Origin of the sequence: Mesorhizobium escarrei (assembly GCF_935825525.1) — a bacterium.
Lineage (GTDB): Bacteria > Pseudomonadota > Alphaproteobacteria > Rhizobiales > Rhizobiaceae > Mesorhizobium > Mesorhizobium escarrei.
This window is the reverse complement of record NZ_CAKXZT010000013.1, coordinates 1-22,934: the sequence shown is the minus strand read 5'-3', so window position 1 is coordinate 22,934 and position 22,934 is coordinate 1. Positions and strand designations below refer to the sequence as shown.

Genomic DNA, 22,934 nt, shown 5'->3' with positions numbered 1-22,934 from the left:
GCTAGCCTCCTTCGCCTGGATGGCTTGGTATCTGCGCCTGCCCCGGCAGCGCGAATATGAGGTTTTTCGGGTCCTCCAACGTAGTGTCGTTGTTCTCAAGCAGCCGAAGCGCGGTGCGGTAGCCGTTGAACGTGCCGACGTCGACATAGGCGGTGCCTGCCTTGACGCCGCAAGCCTCACCGCCGGCCGCCAAATAGGCGTTGATCAGGGTGCCGACGTATTCGTCGCTTTGATCCCGCTCGCGCCAAAGCGCGGCAAGCTGGTGAAGTATGCGGCCCGGCATCTTGAACGCCCCCCAAATCCAGTTCGATGCGGCGCCTTGTTGCTTGACCTGGATCTCCTTCACCCGGTCGTCCTGGTCGAGAACGACGGCATCGAACAGTTCCGGGTGATCCACCGGGAACAGCAAAAACGACAGCCGGTCGTCCGGCAGGCGGCAAAAGCCATCTTCCGGAAACCAGATCGTGTCGGGCAGGCCGATCAGAACCGTCTCGTCCGGCGCGACCAGCGGCGCGGCGCGGAAGATCGCGTCGCAAAGACCGACGGGGTTGGGCTGCACGACAAACAATGCGGCGGCGTCGCCGTAGCCGGCGGCGTAGTATTCGAGAATGTCCGATTTTCCCGATCCGATGACGAAGCAGATTTTGTCGACGCCGTTGCGCACCATGCGACGCACCAGATACTCGCTCACCGCGCAAGGACGCTCGGTCTGGCCGTCGATGCGGCTGCCGACCGGCAGCAGCTCCTTTGAGAAGCCGAGCGGTTGAATGCGGCTGCCGCGGCCAGCGGCGGGCACGATGCCCAACATCAGATTGCTTCCTTCAACGGCTCGCCCGCCGTCAAGCCCTGCCCCGCCGTCAAGCCCTGCAATGAATCGGACAGGAGGCGGTCCAGTTCCCTGGCGCGCTGCGCAGAGGTGTGTTCGTCCAACACCCGCTCGCGCGCCCGGCGCCGGATTGCGTCGACTTCGCTGTCGGGCAAGCCGACTGCCGCGACCACATCGTCGGTGGTGTCCGCCAGGATGATCTCGCTGCCGGGTTGGAGAAAACTGCTCAGCCCGGGCCAGGTGTCGCTCACGATCGCCGCGCCGCAGGCTGCCGCCTCGAACAGCCTGCCCGAAGGACACCAGCCCCTCCTGGCCATCGCCTCGCGGGTCACGTTCAGCGTCAGGCGCGATGAGCAGAAGAAGGCCGGATGATCCGCAGGCGGAAGGTGCCTGACAAAAAAGATGTTTTCGCCCCACGGAAATTCATGCGGATATTGGGCGCCGCCGATGACGAAGCGGTGGTCCGGCAGGCGCGCTGCCGTGCGGACCAGCAGCTTTTCGACGCCGGCCTGGCGATCGGCCGCATAAGTTCCGAGATAGGATAAATCCCCGGCGAATTCAGCCCGGGGCTCGGCCGGCCGGTGTCGCTCGGGATCGACATGGCCGTAGAGAGGCAAGACACGGCGGGCGCCCAGCAGCGTTTTCAGCGCATCGATTGCGGTTCCCCCCGTATAACTGAGGACGAGGTCGAAATCGCGCAGCCCCTCGGGCCCGTAATACGCCGGTCGTAGACCTTGTTCGATCCGGGCTAGTGTGACTGGCGTGTCGAGATCGTAGAAAACCTTCAGCCCGCGACAGGCCTGCTGCGCCAGGCGCGATGCTTCCACGGCGTCCGGGCAATAGGACGTGACGATCACGACGTCCGATTGCCCGATCGCCTGTTCTGCGACATGGCGAATGTGCTCCCACTCCGGATAGAGAACGACATTGCCGCCATCGAGATGATCAAGATCGCGTGCGCCGGCATAGTATGGGGTGTTGCGTTCGAAAAAGCTGACGGACCAGCCCAGCCGGCCGAGCGCACGGATTAGCCCGCGCCACAGCGTCGCGTGTCCGTTTCCCCACGAGGAGGTGACGGTGAGACCGAAAATGACCATACGCATCCGGCAGTCCTCGTCAGGCGGCTTCGTTTAGGCGGATCAGCTTGGAGCCCCAGTCACCGGACACGACCGTGGTGATCGAAGCGGGGTCGATGTCGAAGCGAAAACAGTCTCCCAGCGGCAAGCCGAGCACCTTGCAGACGGCGGCCTTGATCACGTCGGCATGGCTGACCAGTGCCACGGACTGGTTTTGGTAGCGTTTGCGAAGCTGCTGCATAAGCGAGATGACACGTTGCTGGACGTCCAGCATTGTCTCGCCGCCGGGCGTCCTCGCCTGCTGGCGTTGACTGTTCCACACCCGCCAGCCGGCGTCCTGTTTCAACTCTTCGAAGGTCTTGCCCGACCACGCGCCGAAGTCGATCTCATCGAGCTCTTGGCAGATTGTAATCTTCTCGGGATTGCAGGCGATTGCGATCGGTTTTGCGGTTTCCATGGTTCGTTCGCGCGGGCTGCAACAGATGGCCGCTAGCGGCCGCGGCGCCATGTGGCTGGCCAGGCGCAAGGCTTGTGCCCTGCCGGTTTCGCCAAGGCAAACTCCAGCCATGCGTCCGGCAAGATAGTCGCCGACATTGTCGTGCGCCGCATGGCGGATCAAGAGGAACGTCGTCGTCATTCCGCGGCATCAAGCATCGGCTCGTCCCTCCCGGCGATGAAAGACAGCGTGCGCTGGCGTGCCTCGGCATCGGTGAACTGCTCGGGTGGCGACTTCATGAAATAGCTGCAAGGGCCGGTGAGCGCTCCCGCGATGCCGCGGTCAAGCGCCAGTTTGGCGCAGCGGACAGCGTCGATAACAACCCCGGCCGAGTTGGGCGAATCCCATACTTCCAGTTTGAGCTCTGCATTCAGCGGCACGCCGCCGAACGTCGTGCCTTCGACGCGGATGTAGGCCCATTTTCGATCGGTAAGCCAAGGAACATGGTCGCTGGGGCCGACATGGATGTTGCCGGCCTCCAGGGGAACGTCGAACTGGCTGGCTACGGATTGCGTTTTGGAAATTTTCTTCGATTCCAGCCGCTCGCGCTCCAGCATGTTGAGAAAATCGGTGTTACCGCCGAAATTCAGCTGATAGGTGCGGTCGATGCGGACGCCGCGCTCGCGGAACAGATTGGCGAGCAACCGGTGCACGATCGTCGCGCCGACCTGGCTTTTGATATCGTCGCCGACCAGCGGCAGACCGCGCTGTTCAAAGCGCCGGCGCCATTCAGGCCGCGATGCGATAAAGACCGGTATGCAGTTGACGAAGGCGCAACCGGCCTCGAGCGCGCACTCGGCGTAAAAACGCGTAGCTTCTTCCGAGCCGACCGGCAGATATGAGACCAGGACGTCCGCGCCGCTTTCCCGAAGCAGCGCGCTGACATTCGCGACCGGCTCTTCTGCCTCCTCGATCGCATCGCGCAGATATTTACCGATGCCGTCAAGTGTCGGTCCGCGCTCGACGCGAACGCCGGTTGCTGCAACATCGGCAAAGCGGAAGGTATTGTTGGGCGCATTGTATATCGCTTCCGCCACATCACGCCCAACTTTGCCCTTGGCGACGTCGAAAGCACAGACCACCTCGATGTCATCGACGTGATAGCCGCCGAGGTTGGCATGCATCAGGCCCGGTATCGGCTCATTGCCCTTGGCGTCCCGATAATATGAGAGGCCCTGGACAAGGGAAGACGCGCAATTGCCGACGCCGGCTATTCCAATCCGTACCTTTTTTGATCCCACGAAACTGCCGCCATCGCTGTTGAAGGTAAGTTCCTCGCGCCGAACTGTCAGCTGCCGGGAATGTTCCTTGCGACCTGGAAAAATCACGAACTTCCATTCGGATCAAAGCTGCGCCCTGTGTTTTGCGTTGCCTGGGCTGACCGACCTCAGCGCCGCAGGCCTCAGTCGAGGCTTCGCAGCATATCCGCTTCTTTTTCCAGGATGGTGGCCACTTCCTCGCGCTCGAGGTGCGTCATCATCAGGCTCACGCAGCATTCGAGGTAGGTGATCGAGGCACGTCTCAGAAAGGCAGCCGTTTCCCTTTCGGCCATTTGCTCGATATCCTTGGCGGATCGTTTTCGATGCACGGGTCCGTTCTCCATACCGATATCCTCGCCCAACGGCGAGGTCGACTGGATGTTCCCATGATGAGAAAAAGTGAAAGCGCCTGTTGGCACGGTCACCGTCTCACCATGACCATGCCCGCGGGCAGCTCTCCCTGACCTCAGGCCTGCAGGTTTTGCAGTCGGCCTGAAGCGGACTTGACGCTTGTCGCAATTGGGGGAATTCGATCCTTGTTACGGCTGGCTTCGAGCTCCGTAAAATAGCTGATCGTCTGCATCAGGCCTTGCTTGAGCGGCACCTTTGGCGCCCAATCGAGAAGGGTTTTTGCTCGGGAAATATCCGGTTGCCGCCGGCGAGGGTCGTCTTGCGGCAGTGGCAGGAATTTGAAGTCCGAATTGCTGTAGGTCATATCTCTCACCAATCCTGCCAGTTGAAGAACGGTGAACTCCCCGGGATTGCCCAAATTGACCGGTTGGCGCGGATTGGGATCGACATCCATAAGACGAACCAGGCCGTCAACCAGATCGGAGACGTAGCAGAACGACCTGGTCTGCAGCCCGTCGCCGAATATCGTCAGTGGTCTCTTCTCCAGCGCCTGCATCACCAGGTTCGAGACGATCCGGCCGTCGGCAGGATCCATCCTCGGACCATAGGTGTTGAAGATGCGCGCGACCCGGATGTCGGCCATTTCGGTTCTCAAATAGTCGAAGCACAAGGTTTCGGCGGTTCGCTTGCCCTCATCATAACAGGCACGGGGACCGGTGCAGTTCACGTGGCCGACATAGTCCTCCCTTTGCGGGTGCTGTTCGGGATCGCCATACACTTCGCTTGTCGATGCCTGCAGGAAGCGCGCATTGTTTCGGGCGGCGAGCTCAAGCAGATTGAGGGTTCCGATCACGCAGGTTCGCGTGGTGTGAACCGGATCGGCTTGGTAGCGCGGCGGTGATGCGGCGCACGCCAGGTTGAAAATGCGGTCCACCGGCTCAGCAAGGTCCAATGGTCGGCAAATATCCTGCTCGATCAGCCGGAAACGAGGACGGTCCATCATCGAGACGATGTTCTCCATCCGACCGGTAAGAAAATTGTCGACACAGATCACACGGCACCCGGCCTGCAGCAGTGTTTCGCAAAGATGCGAACCCAGGAAACCCGCGCCGCCGGCGACAAGCGCCGATTTGGTCCGTTGCGTCCTTCTTGATTGCCGCATCTCTATTTTCTCCTGTCTGCCAGTCATGCTGCACTTTCGACGCCCAGATCGAGAGCTGGACGTGCCGATCTTGGCCGCGCCAGCAGCGAAACGAATTCGCGGGCTCTCGCGGCGCTCGTATGTGCCGCCAGGATCGTTGCATGCGCTCGCCTGGCCATAGCCAGCCTGACGCGGTCGGATTGGCTGGACAGGATATCGATCACGTCTTCGGCTTGGCCGGCCGTGTTGATCGTGGCTGTCGGAAAGAAGCTATCCAGACCGGTCCAGCGATCGCTGATGATCGCAGTGCCACAGGCAGCCGCCTCGAAGAGGCGTACGCTGGGAGACCACCCAGCCGCTATCATGGAGCTGCGTGTGACGTTCAACGTATAGCGCTGGCGGCTGTAGAACGAGGCGTGGTCCGCCGGCGGCAAGTGCTCGATGCGATCGACGTTGCTTGGCCAGACGGTCTCGGACGGGAATTGCGAGCCGGCCACGACGAAGCGACGGTCCGGCATGCGTCTTGCCGGTTCGAGCAGGAGAGCATCCAGCGTCGCCTGCCGGTCCGAGCTGTAGGTGCCGAGATAGCCAAGGTCCCAGCAGATCGGATCGGCCGTTCGGCGATGCCGCTCCGGGTCGACGGAGCAGTAGAGCGGCTCGGCGCGCCGTGCACCGAAGTCCGCCGCCAATCGGGCGAGCGTTGGCCCGCCGGTGAATGAGAAATAGACGTCGAAATACGGAATTTGCCGTCGGCACATGTAGTCGCAATCATCAGCGGCGAGCTTTGTCAGCGTGACCGGCGTGTCGATGTCGTAGAAGCAGAACTGGCCCGTGCATAGGGACGCGACGACGTCGATGACGGCTCGCCCCTCCGGAACGAACGACCCGACCACCACGACATCGGCCTGCTGCAGACAGCAGGCATAGGTCCGACGAAGATCGTTCGTCGTTTCGTAGTAACGCAACGTGCAGAAATCCGGGTCGCGCAGATCGCGATGGTTCGCATACCACGGCACGTCGCGCTCCAGGAAGGTGACGCGATGGCCGAGCTCGTGCAGGCCCTTCAGCAACCCCCTAAAGGTCGTGGCATGGCCGTTTCCCCATGAAGAGGACAAAGACAGGCCAAGAAAGACGATATCGAGCCGCTTGGTCATTCGGCTGCCTCCACGGTGGGGCGCTCGAAATGACGCCTGAAGACAGCGTCGGCCACAGCTGCCCTTAACGCATAGGTATGCTCGGCGAGGACACGCCGAAGCGCAGATGCGCCGATCGCCCTTGCCCGCTGGGGGGTGAGGGTGCGCATGATTTCGGCGACATCATTGCCATCGCGCGCCACCAGGATCTCTTCCCCGGGGGCCAGGAACAATTCGACGCCGAGCCAGGCGTCGGTGATGAGGCATGCGCCGGCACCCGCAGCCTCGAAGACGCGCGTGGCAGGCGAAAAGCCGTTGGCGGCCATGCTGTCGCGGCTGATGTTCAGCACCGCTTTGGGGGTGACATTGAACGCATTGTGGTCCCGCGTCCCGACGTGGCCGAGCCATGCGACATTTGCCGGAAGCTGCTTGTCACCCCAACCCGATCCGCCAAGCAGGAAACGCTGATCGCCCGATCGGCTGGCCGGATCGAGGAAGAAGGCTTCGACGCGTGCTTCACGGTCCGGCAGGCGGTTGCCGAGAAAGGCAAGGTCGCAGGCGAAACGCTTATCCTTCGCGACCGGATGGTGCGTTTCGGGGTCGAGCGCATTGTAGATCGGCACGCATTCGGCGGCCCCCAGCGCACGATAGGCCCAGACGACCGGATCGCCGCCGCCATAGGTGAGAACAAGGTCGATCTCCCGCAAAGCGCGGTGCAGGGGGTGATCCGGCTCGTCGCGCAATTGGCCCAGAGTGGCCGGTGCGTCGACATCCCAGAACACTGTCAGCGCATCCGTCCGGGCGTGGTCGAGCACGGCACGCAACAGCGCCTCGTCCTCGAAGCCTACTCCGCTCGCCTTGACGACGATGTCGGCTTCGCCTGCGCTTGCTGCCACCTGCATCAATGCATGCGGGGTCGCCTCGTAGATGACGACGTTGCACCAGTCTGGTGCCTCGATATCGCGGTTCTTCTGCCTGTCGTAGACGTCCGGTTCATAGAAAGTGATCTCGTAGCCGAGCTGAGAAAGAGCCTTGAGCAATCCGCGGTAATAGGTCGCCGCGCCGTTCCAATAGGACGACAGCAGGCTCGATCCATAAAATGCAATCTTCATGCGACTGTCTCCTCTATGGCGATGCGATCCATGGCCTGGCTGTTGCCGCACTCGGCGAGCACGTCGAACAGCTCGTCCGCCCGGTGCCGGCAAGTATGTCGCGTCCGGATGGTTTCGAGGCCGGATTTCACCAGAGAGGCGGCCAGGTCAGCATCGTCCAGCATGTCGCGAAGATGACGGCACATCTCGGACCCGTCGCGCGCGAAAAGAAAGTCGATGCCTGGCCTGAAGAGTTGCTCGACATCGGCCCAAGGCGCTGAAACGAGCGGGATACCACAGGCGAGCGCCTCGAACATGCGGATCGTCGGGATGCCGGGTAGACTCTCCCGATACGGGCGCCGCGGGATGTGGACGGTAACGCGGTGTGCCGCGAATGCCTTGGGCACGTCGGCATTGGCAATCCAGCCTTCGTAACCCAGGCCGGCGGCGGCAAGATCGGCGAGCGCTTCGCGTGGATAGCGCACGCCATGAACAGTGCCACGCAGGCCAAGTTCTTCCACTGGATCGATCAGGAATTCCTTGATTTCGGCACTGCGCTCGTCATCGCCCCAGTTGCCGATCCAGATCAGGTCGGCTGTCGGGTCGATCTCCGGGTGCGGCTTGAACAGGCGCTCATCCGCCGCCTCGTGCCAGGTGAAAGCACGTTTGCCCCAGCCGGCGCGAAGATAGCTTTCCCGCAACGCCTCGCCGAAGGCGAGCACGCCGTCATAATGCTCCAGCCGCAGAGCCGAGATCGCCTGCGTCGCCGAGACGGCGCGATGGTGGGTGTCATGGAACAGAAGCGTAAAGCCCCCTCCATTCGCCCTGGTTCTGCCGATGCGCTCGACAACGTCCGGGTCGGTCCATTCGTGGACGATCACCACATCGGCGCCGGCAACCCAGCCTTCATGGTCGAAGGAGGCGTCGTAGGTCACCGACATCAGCTCCGGAAAATCCTTTCTGAAGCGCTCGACCGCGAAGGGCCCTTTCTCTGCCAGCAGGTTCGAACGGCTCCAGCCGTCTGCTGGCTCCAGCGCGATCGCCTGGTGTCCGCGTGCAACAAGCTCCCGCATGATGCCGCGCAGGAAATGTGCGTTGCCGTGGTTCCAGTCGGAAACGACCGAATGGGTGTAGAACAGGAACCGCATTGTCAGCGTTCCGCAACGGCCAGGGCGGCCCGATCGTAGATGTCGTGCATGCCCGCCGCTTGCCTTGCTAGTGAAAATTTGCGCGCTCGGCGTGCGGCGGCTTCGCCGAGCCGGCGCCTATGTTGGACGTCTTCAGAGAGACAATCGACACATCTGGCGAGATCGCGTGGATCATGGACGTCGTAGAACATGGCCGCGCCATTCCACAATTCGCGATAGGTCGGGATGTCGGCAAGCACCAAAGGTGTTGCGGACGTCGCTGCCTCCAGGGCGGCAAGGCCAAAGGGTTCATAGACGGACGGCGATACGAAGATGCCGGCCCGCGCCATCAACCGACGCACCTCATCGTGGCAGACAGAACCCAGAGCAACGACATTGGTGAAATTCGCGCGTTGCCCATCGGCGCCCTCGATCGGCCCGGCAGCAAAGACCGGCCATTTCGTCAGCGCTGCTGCCTCGTCCAGCGTAGCTGCGTTCTTTCCTTCGTCCCACCAGCGCGCGGCGGCGAGAACCACTGGTTCGCGTCTCTCTGCCTTTGGACCCGGCCGTGTGCCGTTGCTGACAACGCTCAGGCGGGCGATCGGCCCGTAGCAGGCCTCGAGCATGTCGGCATGGCTGCGGCTGGGCGCGATTACCGCATTGGCCCAATCGAAACCGCGTCTGTTGCGGTCTTTCTGCCAGGCCCATTCGCCGTCCACAGCCTGTCCCCTGACGGCGTGGAGCCAGGTCACAACGCATGAGTGCGAGACCGTCACGATCGGGCAGGGCAGATCAAGTCCCACGGCCTGCGTCGGCGCATTGAGATGGACGAGGTCGATCGCGTAATCGCAAACAAGCGCGCGCAGTTCCTGCGGCAACATTTCCAAATCGCCCTCATTGCGGGTCATCCAGTCCGGCGGTGTCTTGAGCCACGCCAAATCAGCGAGAGCCTGTGCCTCCTCCGCCTGCTCCTCGGACGGTTCCGGGCCTAGCCCGGCGAGCACGATGCTGTCGCCGCCATGAGCCAGCTCCCGCGCCAGATCAAGCGCGTAGCGCCAGACGCCGCCGACGGCATCGACGGTCATCAAGATTCGCCGCGGGCGGCGGATCAGTGACTGCAACATGTCGCCTCCAACTCGGCCAGCGGTCGCGGGCGCTTCTCCTGGATGTCGCTGAACGTCCGGAACGAGGCCAGGTAATGCTCGTGGGCGCGCTCCCAGGCGAGATCGTCGGGCTCGCCCCAAAGCTCGCGATAGCTGGGCGAACTGGGGTAGGGATAGAGCGGCACCGGCTCGTTGGCCCACACGCCGCGGTCAATGAGGTGCTTGCGCCAATGATCGACCAGAGCGGGATCGTCCTCGACGACGCCGATCAGATTGGCCTGGACGAACGGAACGTGACGTCGTGCATTGACCAGCAAAGCGGCCAATTCCTCGGTGCCCAGCCGGCAACGCTTTGCCAGCATGGCCCGGCCTTCCACCGTCAGGCTTTCAAGGCCGGCTTCGATCGAAACGCAGCCGGCGGCACCCAGCAGTTCCAGGAGCTCCGGCTTCCAAAGATCGATGCGGGTCTGCACGCCGAACTTGACGTCGCGATCGACCAGTGCCTCCAGCAGCGCCTTCTGCGGCAGGAAGATCTCGTCGATAAAATAGATGTAGCCGACGCCTTGCCCGATCAGCCGATCGATTTCCGCGATGATCGCATCGTGGTTCCTGCGACGGTAGGCGTCGCGGAAATCGATCTTGGCGCAGAAGCTGCAATTGTAGGGGCAGCCGCGAGACGCCTCGACCTCCGCTCCGAAACCCACCTGATCGTCTTCGAACCGGTGGTGATGGTGCGAATGGGCGGCAATCCAATCGGACGGCCAGCTGAGGGGCGGATGATCGACAAAGGAACTGGCGTGAACGCCGCCATTGCCGACAAGTTTTCCCTGTTCGAGATGGGCGGTGTGGGGCACGGCGCTCCAATCGTCACGGCGGGCGAGTTCGGCGATGACCTCTTCGCATTCGCCGCGCACCACGACATCGACGCCCAGCTTGCGCAGCGTCGGCGCCGGCGTCGCCGAGCCGTGCGGTCCGACAGCCACTGTGCGGCCGCCGTGCCCGGCGAGGCGGTTGAGGAAGTCGGCGGGCACACGCAGCTCGGGCGGCGCGCAGCGCCAGAACAAATAGGTCGGCGCCGTGCTGACGACCGTCATGGCTGGTGCGAAAGCGGCGGCGCGATCGGCAAGTGCTGCGTTGTCCAGCTTCTGGATTTGCCCGTCCAGCATCAGCACCTGATGGCCGTCGGCCTCCAGCAAGGCTTTCGAGTAGCCCAGTTCCAGCGGCAGATGTGGCTGGCGGCAGCCGAAATAGATGCTGTCCTCGTAGGTCCAGAATGGATTGACCAGGGCGACTTTCATGCCACGTACCTCGCGGGTTCAGGCTCGAGGCGATGACGTTGGAGCCACTCGGCGAGATCGCGGACGCCGTCGCGCCAGGAGACATGCGCTTTCCAGCCGAGCGTCGCTTCTATCTTTCGGGTGTCGGCGACAAAGAAAGGTTGGTCGCCGGTGCGTTCCCGGTCGTAGCGGATCGAGAGCGTCCGCCCGGTGAGTTCGCCGATCTCCTCGATCAGCATGCGCAGGCTGACGGCGTTGCCCGGTCCGCCACCGAGATTGAATGCTTGGCCCCGGATGTCGTCGATCCTGGCAAGTACCCCGCGATAGGCCGCAACGGCGTCGGAGACATGAAGGATATCGCGCACCTGCTTGCCGTTGCCGTAGATCGTGATCGGCCGGCCGGAAAGCGCGCTGAGCAGAAAATGGGCAACCCAGCCCTGGTCCTCCGTGCCGAACTGGCGCGGCCCGTAGATGCAGCTCATGCGCAGGACCGCGGTCGGCATATCGTACGACTTGGCATAATCGAGCACATATTGGTCGGCCGCGCCTTTGGAGCAGCCATAGGGCGTGCAGAAATCCAGGCCGCAGGTCTCGTCTATGCCGTTGGCGCGGATGCCGGCATCGCAGGGCACGCACCGATCGTCCTCTTCGCGCACTGTGACGTCGGGCAGGCCGCCATAGACCTTGTTCGTGCTGGCGAAGATCACCGGAATGCGTCGACCGCTGCGACGAGCCGCTTCCAGGACGTTGAAGGTTCCACGAAGATTGATGTCGAAATCTTCGCTTGGCTGGACGAGGCTCGTGGTGACAGCGGTCTGCGCGGCGAGATGGAATATCGCCTTGGCATGCGCCAAAAGCGGCGCCAGCACGTCTCTATCCCGGACATCAACGGTTTCCACGGCAAGTTGATTGCCGTGCTTCTGCGCCAGCCAGGCCAGGTTCTGATCGACGCCCGGGCGGCTGAGATTGTCGATGACCAGAACCGGCACCCCATCCGACAACAGGCTGTCGGCAAGGTTCGAGCCGATGAAGCCGCTGCCGCCGACGATGGCAACCGGCGCTTCACGAAAACCGTCCGGCCTCATGATACCAGTCCTCGCTCTTCGAGTTCCCGTTTCATGTCGGCGCCGCGGTCGATGGCGACCGTGTTGCGCACCCATGCGACGAACTCGTCGAGTGAATCCTCCAGCCGGCGCTGCGGCTCGAAACCGAGCAGTTCGCGCGCCTTCGAGATATCAGCGAAGCAATTGCGGATATCGCCGGCGCGCGCCTTGCCGAGGATATCAGGCCGATGGTCCGGCACGCCCATGGCGTCGGCGAGCAGCCGGGCGACCTCGCTGATCGCATAGGCCCGGCCGCTGCCGATGTTGATGACGTGGCCGCGCGCCTGGCGTTGTTCTAGCGCCAGGCGGAAGGCGCGGGCGACGTCGCGCACATGCACGAAGTCGCGTTTCTGCTCGCCATCTTCGAAAATCATCGGCCGCTGGCCGTTGGCGAGGCGGGAAGCGAAATTCGCCAAAACGCCGGTGTACGGGTTTGACAGCGCCTGTCCGGCGCCGAAGACGTTGAACAGGCGCAGCGCCACCGCGTCGACGCCATAGGCATCGCCGAAGATCAGCACGGCGCGCTCCTGGGCATATTTCGTCAGCGCATAGATCGAGGCGAGGTCGACCGGCTTTTCCTCGTCAGTCGGCAGGGGCGACAGGCTTTCATCCGCCGCCGACAGCGGATTCCATTGGCCGCTCTTGACGTCGTTAGCCTGCCGCCGTGCATTGTCGACGCGCCGGCCGCCTGGCGTGGCATAGAGACCCTCGCCGTAGACGCTCATCGACGAAGCGACGACGATCCGCTCGACCGGATGTTTGATCAGTGCCTCGAGCAGGGTGGCGGTGCCGAGGTCGTTCGCGCCGACATAGCGGGCGATCTCGTACATGGACTGGCCGACACCGACCTCGGCGGCGAGATGGATAGTGGCGTCGACGCCCCGGAGCGCCTCAGCGACGGCGTCGCGATCGCGAACGTCGCCTTTGATCAGGTCGGCTCCTGCCGGCAGGCTGATCGCCTCGCTGCCGTGCACCTGTTCCAGCAGCGCATCGAGAATGCAGACGGCATAACCATGTTCAACGAGTTCCTGGACGACGTGGCGGCCGATGAAACCGCACCCTCCTGTAACCAGTATGCGTTTCACGACAACTCCTTACGCAAATGGCCTTGGCGCCCCGAACTGTTTGGCAAAAGGTTTGTTCCCTCTGCTTCAACAAAGATGGTTTTGGGGAGGCCGCAAACCGAGGTGAACACGTAGCGGACGAGCCTTGGGCCCTGCGCTGGAACATTGCAGCTTCTTTGGGGTTAGGGCGCTCATCCGGCCGTGGGCGGCCTGTGGGCGCAAGGAGTGGCTGGGCAGCTGGCTGTGATCGAAACGGTATCGCGTAGCAAGCCAGACCTGATCATGAGCCTCACACGTCGCCTGCAAGGCCTGGATCAAAGGGAGATTTCAATGTCTGAATCGAAAACAACCACTAATCATGACGAGATCCGCCAATGGGCCGAAGATCGTGGTGGACAACCTGCGGTTGTACGAACCAAGGGCGAGGGCGGCATCTTGCGGATCGATTTTGGCGAGCCCGAGGAGAAGCTCGAGCCCATTGAATGGGATGAGTTCTTCCGGATTTTCGACGAGAACGATCTGGCCTTCCTCTACCAGGACGAAACCGGCGGCGGCAAAACCAGCCGGTTCAACAAGTTCGTCGACCGCAACCAGAATGGATGAGGAGGCGGCTCAGTCAGCGGTGTCGGGGAGCTCTTAAGGCACGCCTCGCGTTCCGGCAGAGAACTTCACTCTAGCTCGCTGTTTTGATTAGATACTCCGGACTTGGAAAGTATCAGAGGTTAAACGCGCGGCGGTTGTCGAACGGTCGCAGCCTCAGTGCAACAGGCTGGTTCCGCCCGATCTGGCAATGTTTCGCATGATGGCGTTCAGCCAATCTTCGGTCGATACGCCGGCCCGCCTCCTGTCGATCTCGCCGATGGCGCGCTCCAGCGTTCGTTCGACCAGCCGATCGGAAGCACCAACGTCGCCCAGAAGCAGACGTGCCGCGAGCCTGAGCTTCGGCAGAAGTGAGAAGACGTTGTCCGATAAGGTCACGGGAGAGCTACCCGCCAAGGCGGATTTTTCCGGAGGGAACAAGGCATCAAAGACGGCGTAGCTATCCGACGACTTCCGAAGATTGCTGGCGTGGCGGAGACGTTCAGGAATGACGATGTCCTCGTCACCGCTGAAAAAGACGAAGGGAACGCCGCGGCGCATCAGTTCGTCTGCGATCGGAAACACCCGCCGGCCGTTGAGATTGACGTCGAGGATCGCGGCCTCAGCCACCTCGGTATGCATAGAGGCGTGTTCGACTGTCGCCGCAGGGCCGAGGACGACCGCGCCCATATTGCCGAAATATCTTGCAAGATCGCCGGCCAATATCCAATCGTCTTCGACGATCAGTATGCGCATCCCTCGGAGATCGCGCACCTCATCGCCCTTTCTTCGAGCGGGATTTCCATTTGTCCGCTCGGGCCTGTTCAGAACGTTCCTGCAAGGCTGCCTGCAATCGTTTCGCCAAAACCAGCATGCGGGGCGGAATGGATTCGTTTCCCGGCAAACTCAGCAGATCCTCGAAGCGCAACAACGCTCGTTTTGTCAGCCTCAGGTCAGGTGTGCGTTTTGACATTGGAGTTCCACAATAATTTCGGACCTTAACGCCTTCTGCACGGACTTGTTCCGGCCCTCTTGCACGTTATATGCTGGGCGTTGGGTTCAGCCCAGTCGTGGGTTTTGGGTCGATTTGGCGGCCTTGTCGTCTAGGCTGTTCAACCGAGGGCTTGCGGTGACATCCCAGATGAAGAGATTTCCCATTGTGGGCGTCGGCGCGTCAGCCGGCGGCATTCCCGCAATGGAGGGTCTGTTCAAAGGCATCACCGGCCGGCCCGGCATGGCGTTCGTCATCGTCACCCATCTCAGTCCCGGGCGCGAAAGCCTGCTTCACGAGGTCGTCGGACGTTACACGCAACTGCCGGTTGTAGTCGTCGAGGACGGTACCACTGTCCTGTCCGACCACGTCTATGTGATGCCGCAAAACGTCGTTCTCACGATTGAGAGGGGAGTGCTGCACCTGCGGCAATCCAACGTGCTCAGCCGCGAGCGTAAGCCGATCGATATCTTTTTTAGCGCGTTGGCCGAGGATCAGGGCGAATATGCGGTTGGCGTCATTTTGTCGGGCGGCGACTCTGACGGCACGCTCGGCGCGAAGGCGATCAAGGAGCGTGGCGGACTGACGGTCGCCCAGGCTCCCAACGGCTACGGTCCGCGCAATCCGGACATGCCGAAAAGTGCGATCTCCAGCGGGCTGGTCGACATTGCGGCGCCCGCCGAGGACATCGGTGCGAAGCTCGAGGGTTTCGCCCGCAGCTTCGATATGCTGAACGGGGTAGCCGGAGACGGCGAGCACGAGACGGCAGAACTGGGTCGGCTCCGCGACGAGATCTACGGCATTCTGCAGGGCCAATCCGGCCACGATTTCTCCGGCTACAAGACCAAGACATTCCTGCGGCGCATAAAGCGGCGCATGCAGATCGCGCAGCTTCATTCGATTGCAGCCTATGTCGAGTGGCTGAAGAAAGACCCTCGCGAGGTGATGGACCTCTTTCGCGATCTTTTGATCAACGTCACTGATTTCTTCCGTGATCCCGATGCGTTCAAGCTGCTCGAGGACAAGATCGTACCACAGCTGTTCGAGGGCAAGACCGCCAGCGACGCCGTCAGGATCTGGGTGCCTGGCTGCGCCACCGGCGAGGAGGTGTTCTCCATCGGCATGCTGTTGCGCGAACACATGGAGACGCTTTCGGTTGTGCCACGCGTCCAGATATTTGCGACTGACATCGATGATCCCGCACTTGCGGTGGCGCGCGCGGCGCGTTACCCCGCGGCATTGCTGCAGGGCGTCTCGCCCGAGCGCAAGCAGCGTTTTTTCAGCAGCGACGGCGAGAGCTACGTGCTTGCCAACGAGGTCCGGGAGCTGTGCGTCTTTTCCCCTCACAGCGTCGTCCGCGACCCGCCGTTTTCACGCATGGACATGGTTTCATGCCGCAACCTGCTGATCTATTTCGGCTCCAACATCCAGAACCGGGTCATTCCGATCTTCCATTACGCGCTGAAGCCGGGCGGTTATCTTTTCCTCGGCACATCCGAAAGCGTCAGCCAGCACGACGATCTCTTCGCCACCATCGACAAGAAGCAGCGCATTTTTCAAGCGCGCGAACATGCCTCGCCACACATTAGACTGCCGATGCTGATCGGCGACGGCCGTTCGGGCGCCTTGCTGCCCGAAGGCACGGGGCCGAAGAAGGCAACCGCCAGCTACCCGCTTCGGCAGGCGGTCGAGGCACAGGTGCTGGAGCGTTTCGCGCCGCCTCATGTTGTGGTGAATGGCGATGGTGACGTCGTCTACTATTCGGCCCGGACCGGCAGATATCTCGAAGCGCCGCAAGGCATTCCGAGCCGGCAGGTGCTGACTTTGGCCCGCTCCGGGCTAAGGCTCGACCTGCGCGCGGCGTTGCGGGAAGCCGCCACGACGCGCCGCACCATCGTGCGGGAAAATGTCGTCGTCGACGAGGACGACGAACAGGCCCAGTCGATCAAACTCACTGTCGAGCCTCTGGCGGAACGCGGTAAGGGCGAACAACTTTACCTTGTCCTGTTCGAACCATCGGGGCCGGTGCAGGCGCGGTCGGATGTGCATCGCGAAAACCGTGATGGCGAAGGCGCTGCCGATCTCGAGCGGGAACTGCGCGAAACCCGGGAGCGACTGCAGTCGACGATCGAGGAGTACGAAACGGCGCTGGAAGAGCTGAAATCGTCGAACGAGGAACTCGTCTCCGTCAACGAGGAGGCGCAGTCGACCAATGAGGAGCTTGAGGCCTCGAAGGAGGAGATGCAGTCGCTCAATGAGGAGCTCAACACGATCAATTCGGAGCTGACCGGCAAGATAGAAGAGCTTGACCGCGCCAACAGCGATTTGCGCAATCTTTTCGAAAGCACGCAGATCGCAACCATTTTCCTCGACCGCAATCTGGTGGTGCGGACCTTTACTCCGGCGGCCTCGTCTTTCTTCAGCCTGCGTCCCTCCGACGTCGGCCGGCCGCTGACCGAGCTTTCGAGCCGGCTCGACTATCCCGAGCTGAAACAGCATATCGATGCCGTCTTCGAAACCGGAGAGACCCTGAACCATCATCTGGCGCGCGACGACCGGGGCCGGTTTTATATGGTTCGCATCAATCCGTATCGCGACAAGGACAACAGGATCCAGGGCGTCGTGGTCACGCTGGTCGACGTCACCACCTTGGCCGAGGCGGAACAGCAAAACCGGGTGCTCATTTCGGAGCTGAACCACCGCGTCAAGAACATGCTGGCGGTGGTCGCCAGCATCGCCAATCGCACCCGTGAAAGTTCGGAATCGAAGGAGGAGTTCGCCGAAGCGTTGATCGGTCGCCTACACGCCATGTCGCGGGCTTACGGTCTGCTGTCGAAGGAACGCTGGAAAGAAGCTTCGATCAACGAACTGCTGCATCAGGAGCTCGAACCTTTCAATATTGACCGGTTCGGACTTGACGGCACTGAAGTGAAGCTTAGCCCGCAACAGGGCCTTTCCCTTAGCATGGCCATTCATGAACTGGCGACCAACGCCGCCAAATATGGCGCGCTGTCGAAGCCCGAGGGCAGGGTCGTTCTGAAATGGTCTGGCGAGGACAATGTTTTCACGCTCGCCTGGCGCGAGAGGCACGGGCCGCCGGTGAGAAAACCCGAAGTTAGCGGCTTCGGACTTTCCCTGCTGCAGGGTGAGATCGGCTACCGGCTTGGCGGAAACGTCGAGACCACCTTCAATCGTGACGGTCTTGCGGTCCAGATCACATTCCCGATGATGCGCAAGGAGACGCCGTGACCGACCCGCTGCGCATTCTGGTGGTCGAGGATGAATGGCTCATCGCCGAGGACATCGCTGCTTGCCTGCGCGCTTCGGGACATCAGGTGATCGGCCCGGCCCCTTCGGTGGCGGCGGCCCTTCGCCTCATCGGCGAAAATCCTGTCGACGTGGCGCTGCTGGATGTTCAACTGTATGGCGAAACGAGCCTGGCGATCGCAGAAGAATTGCAAGCCCGGCACATTCCGTTCGCGTGTCTGTCCGGATTTGGGCCGCGCGATGTTCCATCCGCGTTCGCCAACTCTAGATTTGTTCACAAGCCGGCAGATCAGGCGGCCATTCTGAGTGCCTTGGCTGAATTGGTCCCGGCGTCCTAGCTTGTTTTCGGCAGCCGCTGCCATCGCCCTTCAGTCCAGCGGCTTTTCGGTCGGCCGTGGTGTGGTGCCTTGCTGGCGCGGCCGGCCGGCATTGCGGTTGGCCACCGGATTGTCCAGCGGAGCGGTCGACGGCTTCGATGTTCCCGCGGTTTTCGGCGTCGGTGGCCTGGCTTCGGCATCCGTATCGTCAGCGTCCCGCCTTGGACGTCGCAAGCCGTCGGCATTTGCCTGCCGGATTGCCGGCTTCGAAGTGGTGTTCTTGTTGGCCATGGTGTCTCCTTCCTGCTGCGACGGATAGAACGGATGGCTTCGTTCACCGTTCACAGCGCGTACGTGTCAACCGCCGGCACGGTGCGAAGTTCCACGACCTGCCGCTAGACGGGAACCATTTTCGATACTGGCTGTTCGGTTCGCAGGAAGGAGCCGGACATGGAGCGACGTAACGCTATACTTTCGCTGGTGATAGCAGCGATCATTATCGTCGGCTTTCTCATCGGCTTTTTGTATGCCGATATGGGCTGGCGCACCTCGCCACTCGAAAGAGCCCCTGAGCAAAACCAAGGTGGGAACGCCCCGGCTGACACCTCGCCTGCCGCGGGCATCGAAAAGAACCCCAAAGAGAATACCGAGATGCCGGATCAGCAATAACCGCGAACCTTCGGGCAGGAATGGAACCGGGCAGAGATACAAACCGGAGGAGCGCATTGGCGACAAGCTGGATGGCCTTGCCCAACGCCGGGAACCAACCGCTGTATCGGTTTGCTGGTGATGTCGGACTTACGGTGGCTGTCGGTTGCTGGCTGCCAAGGCAGCGGCCTCTTCGTCCGCCGTTGAAATCTCTCCTGACGTAAGCGATTTCTAGCATTTGCGTATCGGAAGCACGGCGTGCTCAGTCTCCGGAGACGATAGCCGGCCGATCCGATTTCTTCCTGCCAACGCATCTTGATTGGCCCTTGCTGCGAGCCACTCCGCCCGCTCCCGCGGCAAGCCGATAAGGCAAATACCAGCGAAGTGCGCAGGCACATCCACGGTCGTATCGAACACGGCCCATGTGTTGGTCGGCTCCTGAACGGGCAAAAACCTCATAATAGCACCTGCTAATATATAGCACGAACTTACGGACGGAGCATTGTTCACGCATCAACCAAACGAAGGAGAATTTTTCGTTTTGCCACGCTGCGGCGCGCTGAGCCTCGCGAATTGATCCTCTGCATCGCGGCTGCGACGCGGCCGAAATAGGTGGCAGATCTCGACGAGCGAGCGGACAGTCGACCTCGGCGTATCCCTCAAGGAACTGTCAACTGGCCTTGGGAGCGCTGCTCGGAACCAGGAATCCACCTTTTAGCAACTCCAGGGCGTCGAGTGCCTCCTCATCCAGCAAATTTGTCAGAGCCACACCGTCTGCGAAGACAACCCTATTGTCGTCTATGTCATAGACCTCCCAAAGCCCTTCCTTGATCCGTCGAATGGCGTGCCGATGCTCCACAAGCAGACGCTAATTGAGTCGCGGAAATGATGGCTAGAGAAAATCCGGGGGAGACCGACATTAGCAGTGGAAAACCTCAGGCGCCCTGACGCGTGATGCGTGTGCGCAAGTCAAGGGTATGCCGGCCGCGCGTGGCCCTAGGGGACGGTGTCGACCACGGGCAAATAGCTAGGTTGAGAAACCGTTTGACGATCATTGCGGACACTCGGCCTCTGATGTAATTTAGGATTTGATCAAGTGAGGAATATACCGCTGTCGCGACGGCTTTTCTCTCTTTTCTGTCTCGGCAGATAGCATGCTCTCTAACGGATCTCGGCACTGCAAGCTGTGTTCTTGTGGTCGCCAGATAACAGCGGTTAAGGGATTTGCCATGCTCCGACGTTGCGGATTCGTTGCGGCATTGATGCTCGCATGCGTCACGACTTTCGACGCTTCTGCAGTCGAACGAAGGGTCGCCTTTGTAATCGGCAACTCCGATTACCAGGAAATCTCGGCCCTCAAGAACCCGGCCAAAGATGTGGTGGACGTATCCAACACGTTTCGAGCGGCTGGTTTTGATGTTTTCGTCGCGAGCAACCTTACAAAGCTGCAATTTGAAGACCAGTTCCGCAACTATCTTGCCGCCGTGGACGGCGCGGATGTAGCTGTCGTCTACTATTCCGGTCACGGCTTTCAGATCGGCGGCGAAAATTTCCTGATCCCTGTCGATGCCTCGCTGAAAGATGCGGCCGACGTCGAGGTCCAGGCAATCAAGCTGAACGATGTGCTGCAGCAGATGCGTTCGAAATCGAAGATCCAGGTGATCATCCTCGATGCCTGCCGCAACAACCCATTCCCTCGCAAGGACTATTGGCTCAGGGACCAGCTTCTTACCGCCAGCGGCACCGGCCTTGCGCAAATAAGAAGCTCACTGAACACGCTGATTGCGTTCGCTACCGAACCCGGCGCGGTTGCCTATGACGGCGCCGGCGACCTCAGCCCATTTTCGTTGGCGTTTTCTCGTCGCGCGCTCGCCCCGAACCAGGAGATCCGCACGGTCATGTCGGCCGTCCGCCGGGATGTGGTTGAGGCTACCAAGGGCTTGCAGGTTCCCTGGGAGAACTCTTCGCTGATCGACGAAGTCGTTCTGATGCGTCGCAGCAGCCGCCCATCGCTGCCGCCGGTGTTGGAGAAGGTCGTGCTGTCCGGGGCCGGCCCCGTCGATCTCAACCTCCCGCAACCGGTCGAGGTCGACGGCGGGACAATAACCGTCAGCATCGATCGGCCGCCCGCCTTGGGACGCCTGATGCTGGACGGCAAGGTCGTCGAGGCGGGAGAACTGATCCAGGGCAAGGATCTGCCGCGTTTGCAGTTGGATATCCCCAAGGGAACTGGCGAGCCAGAAGAGATGGATATGCTGGTCTACGCCGCACGCGATAATTGGGGCGGCGAAGCCAAGGGCATGCTGGTGTTCCGGGTCAAGAGCGGCGAAGGAGCCCAGGGCGAACAGGTGATGGCCGCGCTCGAGGCCGAGCAGAAGCAGCAGGTGCTGCAGCGCGGCATTCATGTCACCGGTGCGGCCGAGGCGATCGAGAACCGGGAGGTCGACGTTCCGGTCGGCGTGGGCGCCGTTGCGCTGAACCTGGATGTCCCGACAGACGATGCGGCGGTCAGCCTGAAAGTCACAAACTATCCGGCAACGGGAACACTCTCTCTGCCGGATCGAGCCCTGTCGCCCGAATCGAGCTTGACGGTCGGTGAAGTAGAGGGACTGCGCTATGAACCCCAGATCGGAGCCAGTGCACCGGTCGAGATCGCCTTCGAAATTCGGGCGGACAGCGGAGCATCCAAACCCGCCAAAATGAAACTGTCGCCGAGCGTCGATCCGTGCGACTTGGCTGCCGGCGAACCTCTCGACCTTCAAGGCGTCGTCCCCGGCCTGCTGCCAAATGAAATCGGCGCCGACGCGGTGAAGCTGTGCGAGGCTGCGGTGAAGGCGTATCCCGATGTCGCCCGCTTCCGTTATGAACTGGGACGCGCGCTGCTTGCAGCCGGCAAGGTCGACCAGGCCAGGAAAGCCATCCAGCAGGCCGCCGACAGGGGGCATGTGCGCGCGGTGTTCGAGCTCGGCTACCTCTACGCGACGGGAACGGGCCTGGCTGTCGACCGCAAGCAGGCCAACACCTTCTACGCCGCTGCAGCCGACAAGGGCGATCCCTACGGGATGACGTCGTGGGGCCGTGCCCTGTTCCATGGCTACGGCGTCGAGCGCGACACCGGCAAGGGGCTGGATCTGCTGCTCAAGGCGGCGGCGATGGGGCACACCTATGCCATGAATGATCTCGGCGCGATCTTCACCGAAGGCCGCAACGGCGTGCCCGCCGATCAGGCCCGTGCCGTTGCCTTCCTGAAGGCTGGCGTCCAGCGCCAGGACATGTATTCGATGAACCTGCTCGGCCGCAATTACCTCAGCGGCCGGGGCGTCGAAAGGGATCCGAAGGCTGCGCTGGAGCTTTTCCAGAAGGCCATCGACCTCGGCCAGCCCTATGCGCCGGGCAGTCTTGCGCGCATGTACCGTGATGGCGTTGGCGTCGAGCAGAACCTTGATGAAGCGCAACGCCTGTTTGAGCTGGCAACCTCCCGCGGTGACCAGTCCGGCGCCTATGATCGCGCGGCTCTCGAGATGCAAAAGGGCGACAAGGCCGACCAGGCCGTCGCTGTGCGTTTCCTGGCATTCACAGTTGCGCTCGATCTTCGCAATGAGCTGCCTGACGCCCGGGCGACGTTGGCTAAATTCGGGTCCAAGGCGAAAGCGGCGGCGTTGAAGCAACTGCGTGGGGAACTCAAGTCGAAGATTCCGTTGAGCGGTTCTGTCGACAAGCAACTGGTCAAAGTGGCCAGGGCGGTCTGGGAACAAGCCAATCCGCGTCGGGATTTGTTCTGATCAACAAGGAGGCAATGGTGGGCAGAAATCTGAAGCAGGCAACAATCGGGGTAACTCTGTCCATCGCCTTGGCGGGGGTCATGGGCTGCACATCCTGGCCACCCCTTCAACCGACGCCGCTGGTGGCGACGCCCACGCCGGCGCCGAAGGTCGTTCGCAGAGCCGCCGCGCCGAAGGTCGTCAACCCCGCTCCCAAACCGGTGGCCGCCAGGAAAGCGATCAAACCGGTCTCGGACGAGCCGGCTGCTCCCGTAATCATTCCTTCTTCGGGAGGTGGCGGGGGTGGCGGAGGTGGGAGTGGGG

At 61.7% G+C, this 22,934-nt stretch carries 22 protein-coding genes; 5 read left to right on the top strand and 17 right to left on the bottom strand.

Going from position 1 to position 22,934, the window contains the following annotated elements; translation table 11 throughout:
* Position 1: 1 nt before the first annotated feature.
* The 13 genes from NMG80_RS01430 to NMG80_RS01370 all read right to left on the bottom strand — a co-directional run bounded on the left by NMG80_RS01430 (position 2) and on the right by NMG80_RS01370 (position 13,068).
* Entirely contained in the window at positions 2-808 is an 807-nt protein-coding gene (locus tag NMG80_RS01430; RefSeq protein ID WP_254016483.1) for a sugar phosphate nucleotidyltransferase, read from the bottom strand.
* Positions 808-1,929, bottom strand: a complete 1,122-nt coding sequence (locus NMG80_RS01425; RefSeq protein WP_254016482.1) for a CgeB family protein — start codon at positions 1,927-1,929, stop codon at positions 808-810. Before NMG80_RS01425 ends, NMG80_RS01430 begins: the two co-directional genes overlap by 1 nt.
* Positions 1,930-1,942: 13 nt before the next feature.
* A complete protein-coding gene (locus NMG80_RS01420; protein ID WP_254016481.1) occupies positions 1,943-2,539 on the bottom strand; it encodes a histidine phosphatase family protein in 597 nt (198 codons plus the stop codon).
* Positions 2,536-3,639: an inositol-3-phosphate synthase gene (locus tag NMG80_RS01415; RefSeq protein WP_254016480.1), complete on the bottom strand. Its 1,104-nt coding sequence runs from the start codon at positions 3,637-3,639 to the stop codon at positions 2,536-2,538. Before NMG80_RS01415 ends, NMG80_RS01420 begins: the two co-directional genes overlap by 4 nt.
* A 161-nt stretch (positions 3,640-3,800) precedes the next feature.
* On the bottom strand, positions 3,801-4,019 hold the full coding sequence (locus NMG80_RS01410) for a hypothetical protein (protein WP_254016479.1): 219 nt from the start codon (positions 4,017-4,019) through the stop codon (positions 3,801-3,803).
* 104 nt (positions 4,020-4,123) lie between these two features.
* The gene (locus NMG80_RS01405; RefSeq protein WP_254016478.1) at positions 4,124-5,170 is read right to left on the bottom strand and encodes a UDP-glucuronic acid decarboxylase family protein; all 1,047 of its coding nucleotides are present in this window, start codon (positions 5,168-5,170) and stop codon (positions 4,124-4,126) included.
* Positions 5,171-5,193: 23 nt separating this feature from the next.
* Complete coding sequence (locus NMG80_RS01400; RefSeq protein WP_254016477.1) at positions 5,194-6,303, bottom strand: CgeB family protein; 1,110 nt, start codon at positions 6,301-6,303, stop codon at positions 5,194-5,196.
* The gene (locus NMG80_RS01395) at positions 6,300-7,394 is read right to left on the bottom strand and encodes a CgeB family protein (protein ID WP_254016476.1); all 1,095 of its coding nucleotides are present in this window, start codon (positions 7,392-7,394) and stop codon (positions 6,300-6,302) included. Before NMG80_RS01395 ends, NMG80_RS01400 begins: the two co-directional genes overlap by 4 nt.
* The gene (locus NMG80_RS01390; RefSeq protein ID WP_254016475.1) at positions 7,391-8,521 is read right to left on the bottom strand and encodes a CgeB family protein; all 1,131 of its coding nucleotides are present in this window, start codon (positions 8,519-8,521) and stop codon (positions 7,391-7,393) included. The genes NMG80_RS01395 and NMG80_RS01390 overlap by 4 nt, the downstream gene beginning before the upstream one ends.
* A 2-nt stretch (positions 8,522-8,523) precedes the next feature.
* A complete protein-coding gene (locus tag NMG80_RS01385; protein WP_254016474.1) occupies positions 8,524-9,585 on the bottom strand; it encodes a glycosyltransferase family 4 protein in 1,062 nt (353 codons plus the stop codon).
* A 23-nt stretch (positions 9,586-9,608) separates the two neighbouring features.
* Positions 9,609-10,901, bottom strand: coding sequence for a TIGR04295 family B12-binding domain-containing radical SAM protein (locus NMG80_RS01380; protein WP_254016473.1), 1,293 nt, complete (start codon positions 10,899-10,901; stop codon positions 9,609-9,611).
* Entirely contained in the window at positions 10,898-11,965 is a 1,068-nt protein-coding gene (locus NMG80_RS01375; RefSeq protein ID WP_254016472.1) for an NAD-dependent epimerase/dehydratase family protein, read from the bottom strand. The genes NMG80_RS01380 and NMG80_RS01375 overlap by 4 nt, the downstream gene beginning before the upstream one ends.
* Positions 11,962-13,068 (bottom strand): NAD-dependent epimerase/dehydratase family protein, encoded by a 1,107-nt coding sequence (locus tag NMG80_RS01370; protein ID WP_254016471.1) that lies wholly within the window; start codon positions 13,066-13,068, stop codon positions 11,962-11,964. Before NMG80_RS01370 ends, NMG80_RS01375 begins: the two co-directional genes overlap by 4 nt.
* A 309-nt stretch (positions 13,069-13,377) precedes the next feature.
* On the opposite strand from NMG80_RS01370, the gene NMG80_RS01365 reads away from it, so the two are divergent.
* Complete coding sequence (locus NMG80_RS01365; RefSeq protein ID WP_254016548.1) at positions 13,378-13,650, top strand: hypothetical protein; 273 nt, start codon at positions 13,378-13,380, stop codon at positions 13,648-13,650.
* A gap of 153 nt (positions 13,651-13,803) precedes the next feature.
* On the opposite strand, the gene NMG80_RS01360 is transcribed toward NMG80_RS01365, so the two are convergent.
* Entirely contained in the window at positions 13,804-14,382 is a 579-nt protein-coding gene (locus NMG80_RS01360) for a response regulator (RefSeq protein WP_254016470.1), read from the bottom strand.
* A gap of 19 nt (positions 14,383-14,401) precedes the next feature.
* Entirely contained in the window at positions 14,402-14,599 is a 198-nt protein-coding gene (locus tag NMG80_RS01355; protein WP_254016469.1) for a hypothetical protein, read from the bottom strand.
* A 168-nt stretch (positions 14,600-14,767) separates the two neighbouring features.
* Between NMG80_RS01355 and NMG80_RS01350 the strand changes: the two genes are divergently transcribed.
* Both NMG80_RS01350 and NMG80_RS01345 read left to right on the top strand, forming a co-directional pair.
* Positions 14,768-17,866 (top strand): CheR family methyltransferase, encoded by a 3,099-nt coding sequence (locus NMG80_RS01350; protein WP_254016468.1) that lies wholly within the window; start codon positions 14,768-14,770, stop codon positions 17,864-17,866.
* A complete protein-coding gene (locus NMG80_RS01345) occupies positions 17,863-18,222 on the top strand; it encodes a response regulator (protein WP_254016467.1) in 360 nt (119 codons plus the stop codon). Before NMG80_RS01350 ends, NMG80_RS01345 begins: the two co-directional genes overlap by 4 nt.
* A 30-nt stretch (positions 18,223-18,252) precedes the next feature.
* Here NMG80_RS01345 and NMG80_RS01340 read toward each other — a convergent pair whose 3' ends face one another.
* Entirely contained in the window at positions 18,253-18,492 is a 240-nt protein-coding gene (locus NMG80_RS01340) for a hypothetical protein (protein WP_254016466.1), read from the bottom strand.
* 159 nt (positions 18,493-18,651) lie between these two features.
* Here NMG80_RS01340 and NMG80_RS01335 point away from each other — a divergent pair, with 159 nt between their 5' ends.
* Both NMG80_RS01335 and NMG80_RS01330 read left to right on the top strand, forming a co-directional pair.
* Positions 18,652-18,870, top strand: a complete 219-nt coding sequence (locus tag NMG80_RS01335) for a hypothetical protein (RefSeq protein WP_254016465.1) — start codon at positions 18,652-18,654, stop codon at positions 18,868-18,870.
* Positions 18,871-20,111: 1,241 nt separating this feature from the next.
* Complete coding sequence (locus NMG80_RS01330; RefSeq protein ID WP_436798522.1) at positions 20,112-22,631, top strand: caspase family protein; 2,520 nt, start codon at positions 20,112-20,114, stop codon at positions 22,629-22,631.
* A 106-nt stretch (positions 22,632-22,737) separates the two neighbouring features.
* On the opposite strand, the gene NMG80_RS01325 is transcribed toward NMG80_RS01330, so the two are convergent.
* On the bottom strand, positions 22,738-22,890 hold the full coding sequence (locus NMG80_RS01325; protein WP_254016463.1) for a hypothetical protein: 153 nt from the start codon (positions 22,888-22,890) through the stop codon (positions 22,738-22,740).
* Positions 22,891-22,934: the final 44 nt, after the last annotated feature.

Coding starts and splice junctions, on each gene's coding strand:
- NMG80_RS01430 (WP_254016483.1), bottom strand. CDS start 808: ATGTTGGGCATCGTGCCCGCCGCTGGCCGCGGCAGCCGCATTCAACCG.
- NMG80_RS01425 (WP_254016482.1), bottom strand. CDS start 1,929: ATGCGTATGGTCATTTTCGGTCTCACCGTCACCTCCTCGTGGGGAAAC.
- NMG80_RS01420 (WP_254016481.1), bottom strand. CDS start 2,539: ATGACGACGACGTTCCTCTTGATCCGCCATGCGGCGCACGACAATGTC.
- NMG80_RS01405 (WP_254016478.1), bottom strand. CDS start 5,170: ATGCGGCAATCAAGAAGGACGCAACGGACCAAATCGGCGCTTGTCGCC.
- NMG80_RS01400 (WP_254016477.1), bottom strand. CDS start 6,303: ATGACCAAGCGGCTCGATATCGTCTTTCTTGGCCTGTCTTTGTCCTCT.
- NMG80_RS01395 (WP_254016476.1), bottom strand. CDS start 7,394: ATGAAGATTGCATTTTATGGATCGAGCCTGCTGTCGTCCTATTGGAAC.
- NMG80_RS01390 (WP_254016475.1), bottom strand. CDS start 8,521: ATGCGGTTCCTGTTCTACACCCATTCGGTCGTTTCCGACTGGAACCAC.
- NMG80_RS01385 (WP_254016474.1), bottom strand. CDS start 9,585: ATGACCGTCGATGCCGTCGGCGGCGTCTGGCGCTACGCGCTTGATCTG.
- NMG80_RS01380 (WP_254016473.1), bottom strand. CDS start 10,901: ATGAAAGTCGCCCTGGTCAATCCATTCTGGACCTACGAGGACAGCATC.
- NMG80_RS01375 (WP_254016472.1), bottom strand. CDS start 11,965: ATGAGGCCGGACGGTTTTCGTGAAGCGCCGGTTGCCATCGTCGGCGGC.
- NMG80_RS01365 (WP_254016548.1), top strand. CDS start 13,378: ATGTCTGAATCGAAAACAACCACTAATCATGACGAGATCCGCCAATGG.
- NMG80_RS01360 (WP_254016470.1), bottom strand. CDS start 14,382: ATGCGCATACTGATCGTCGAAGACGATTGGATATTGGCCGGCGATCTT.
- NMG80_RS01355 (WP_254016469.1), bottom strand. CDS start 14,599: ATGTCAAAACGCACACCTGACCTGAGGCTGACAAAACGAGCGTTGTTG.
- NMG80_RS01350 (WP_254016468.1), top strand. CDS start 14,768: ATGAAGAGATTTCCCATTGTGGGCGTCGGCGCGTCAGCCGGCGGCATT.
- NMG80_RS01340 (WP_254016466.1), bottom strand. CDS start 18,492: ATGGCCAACAAGAACACCACTTCGAAGCCGGCAATCCGGCAGGCAAAT.
- NMG80_RS01335 (WP_254016465.1), top strand. CDS start 18,652: ATGGAGCGACGTAACGCTATACTTTCGCTGGTGATAGCAGCGATCATT.
- NMG80_RS01330 (WP_436798522.1), top strand. CDS start 20,112: ATGCTCGCATGCGTCACGACTTTCGACGCTTCTGCAGTCGAACGAAGG.
- NMG80_RS01325 (WP_254016463.1), bottom strand. CDS start 22,890: ATGATTACGGGAGCAGCCGGCTCGTCCGAGACCGGTTTGATCGCTTTC.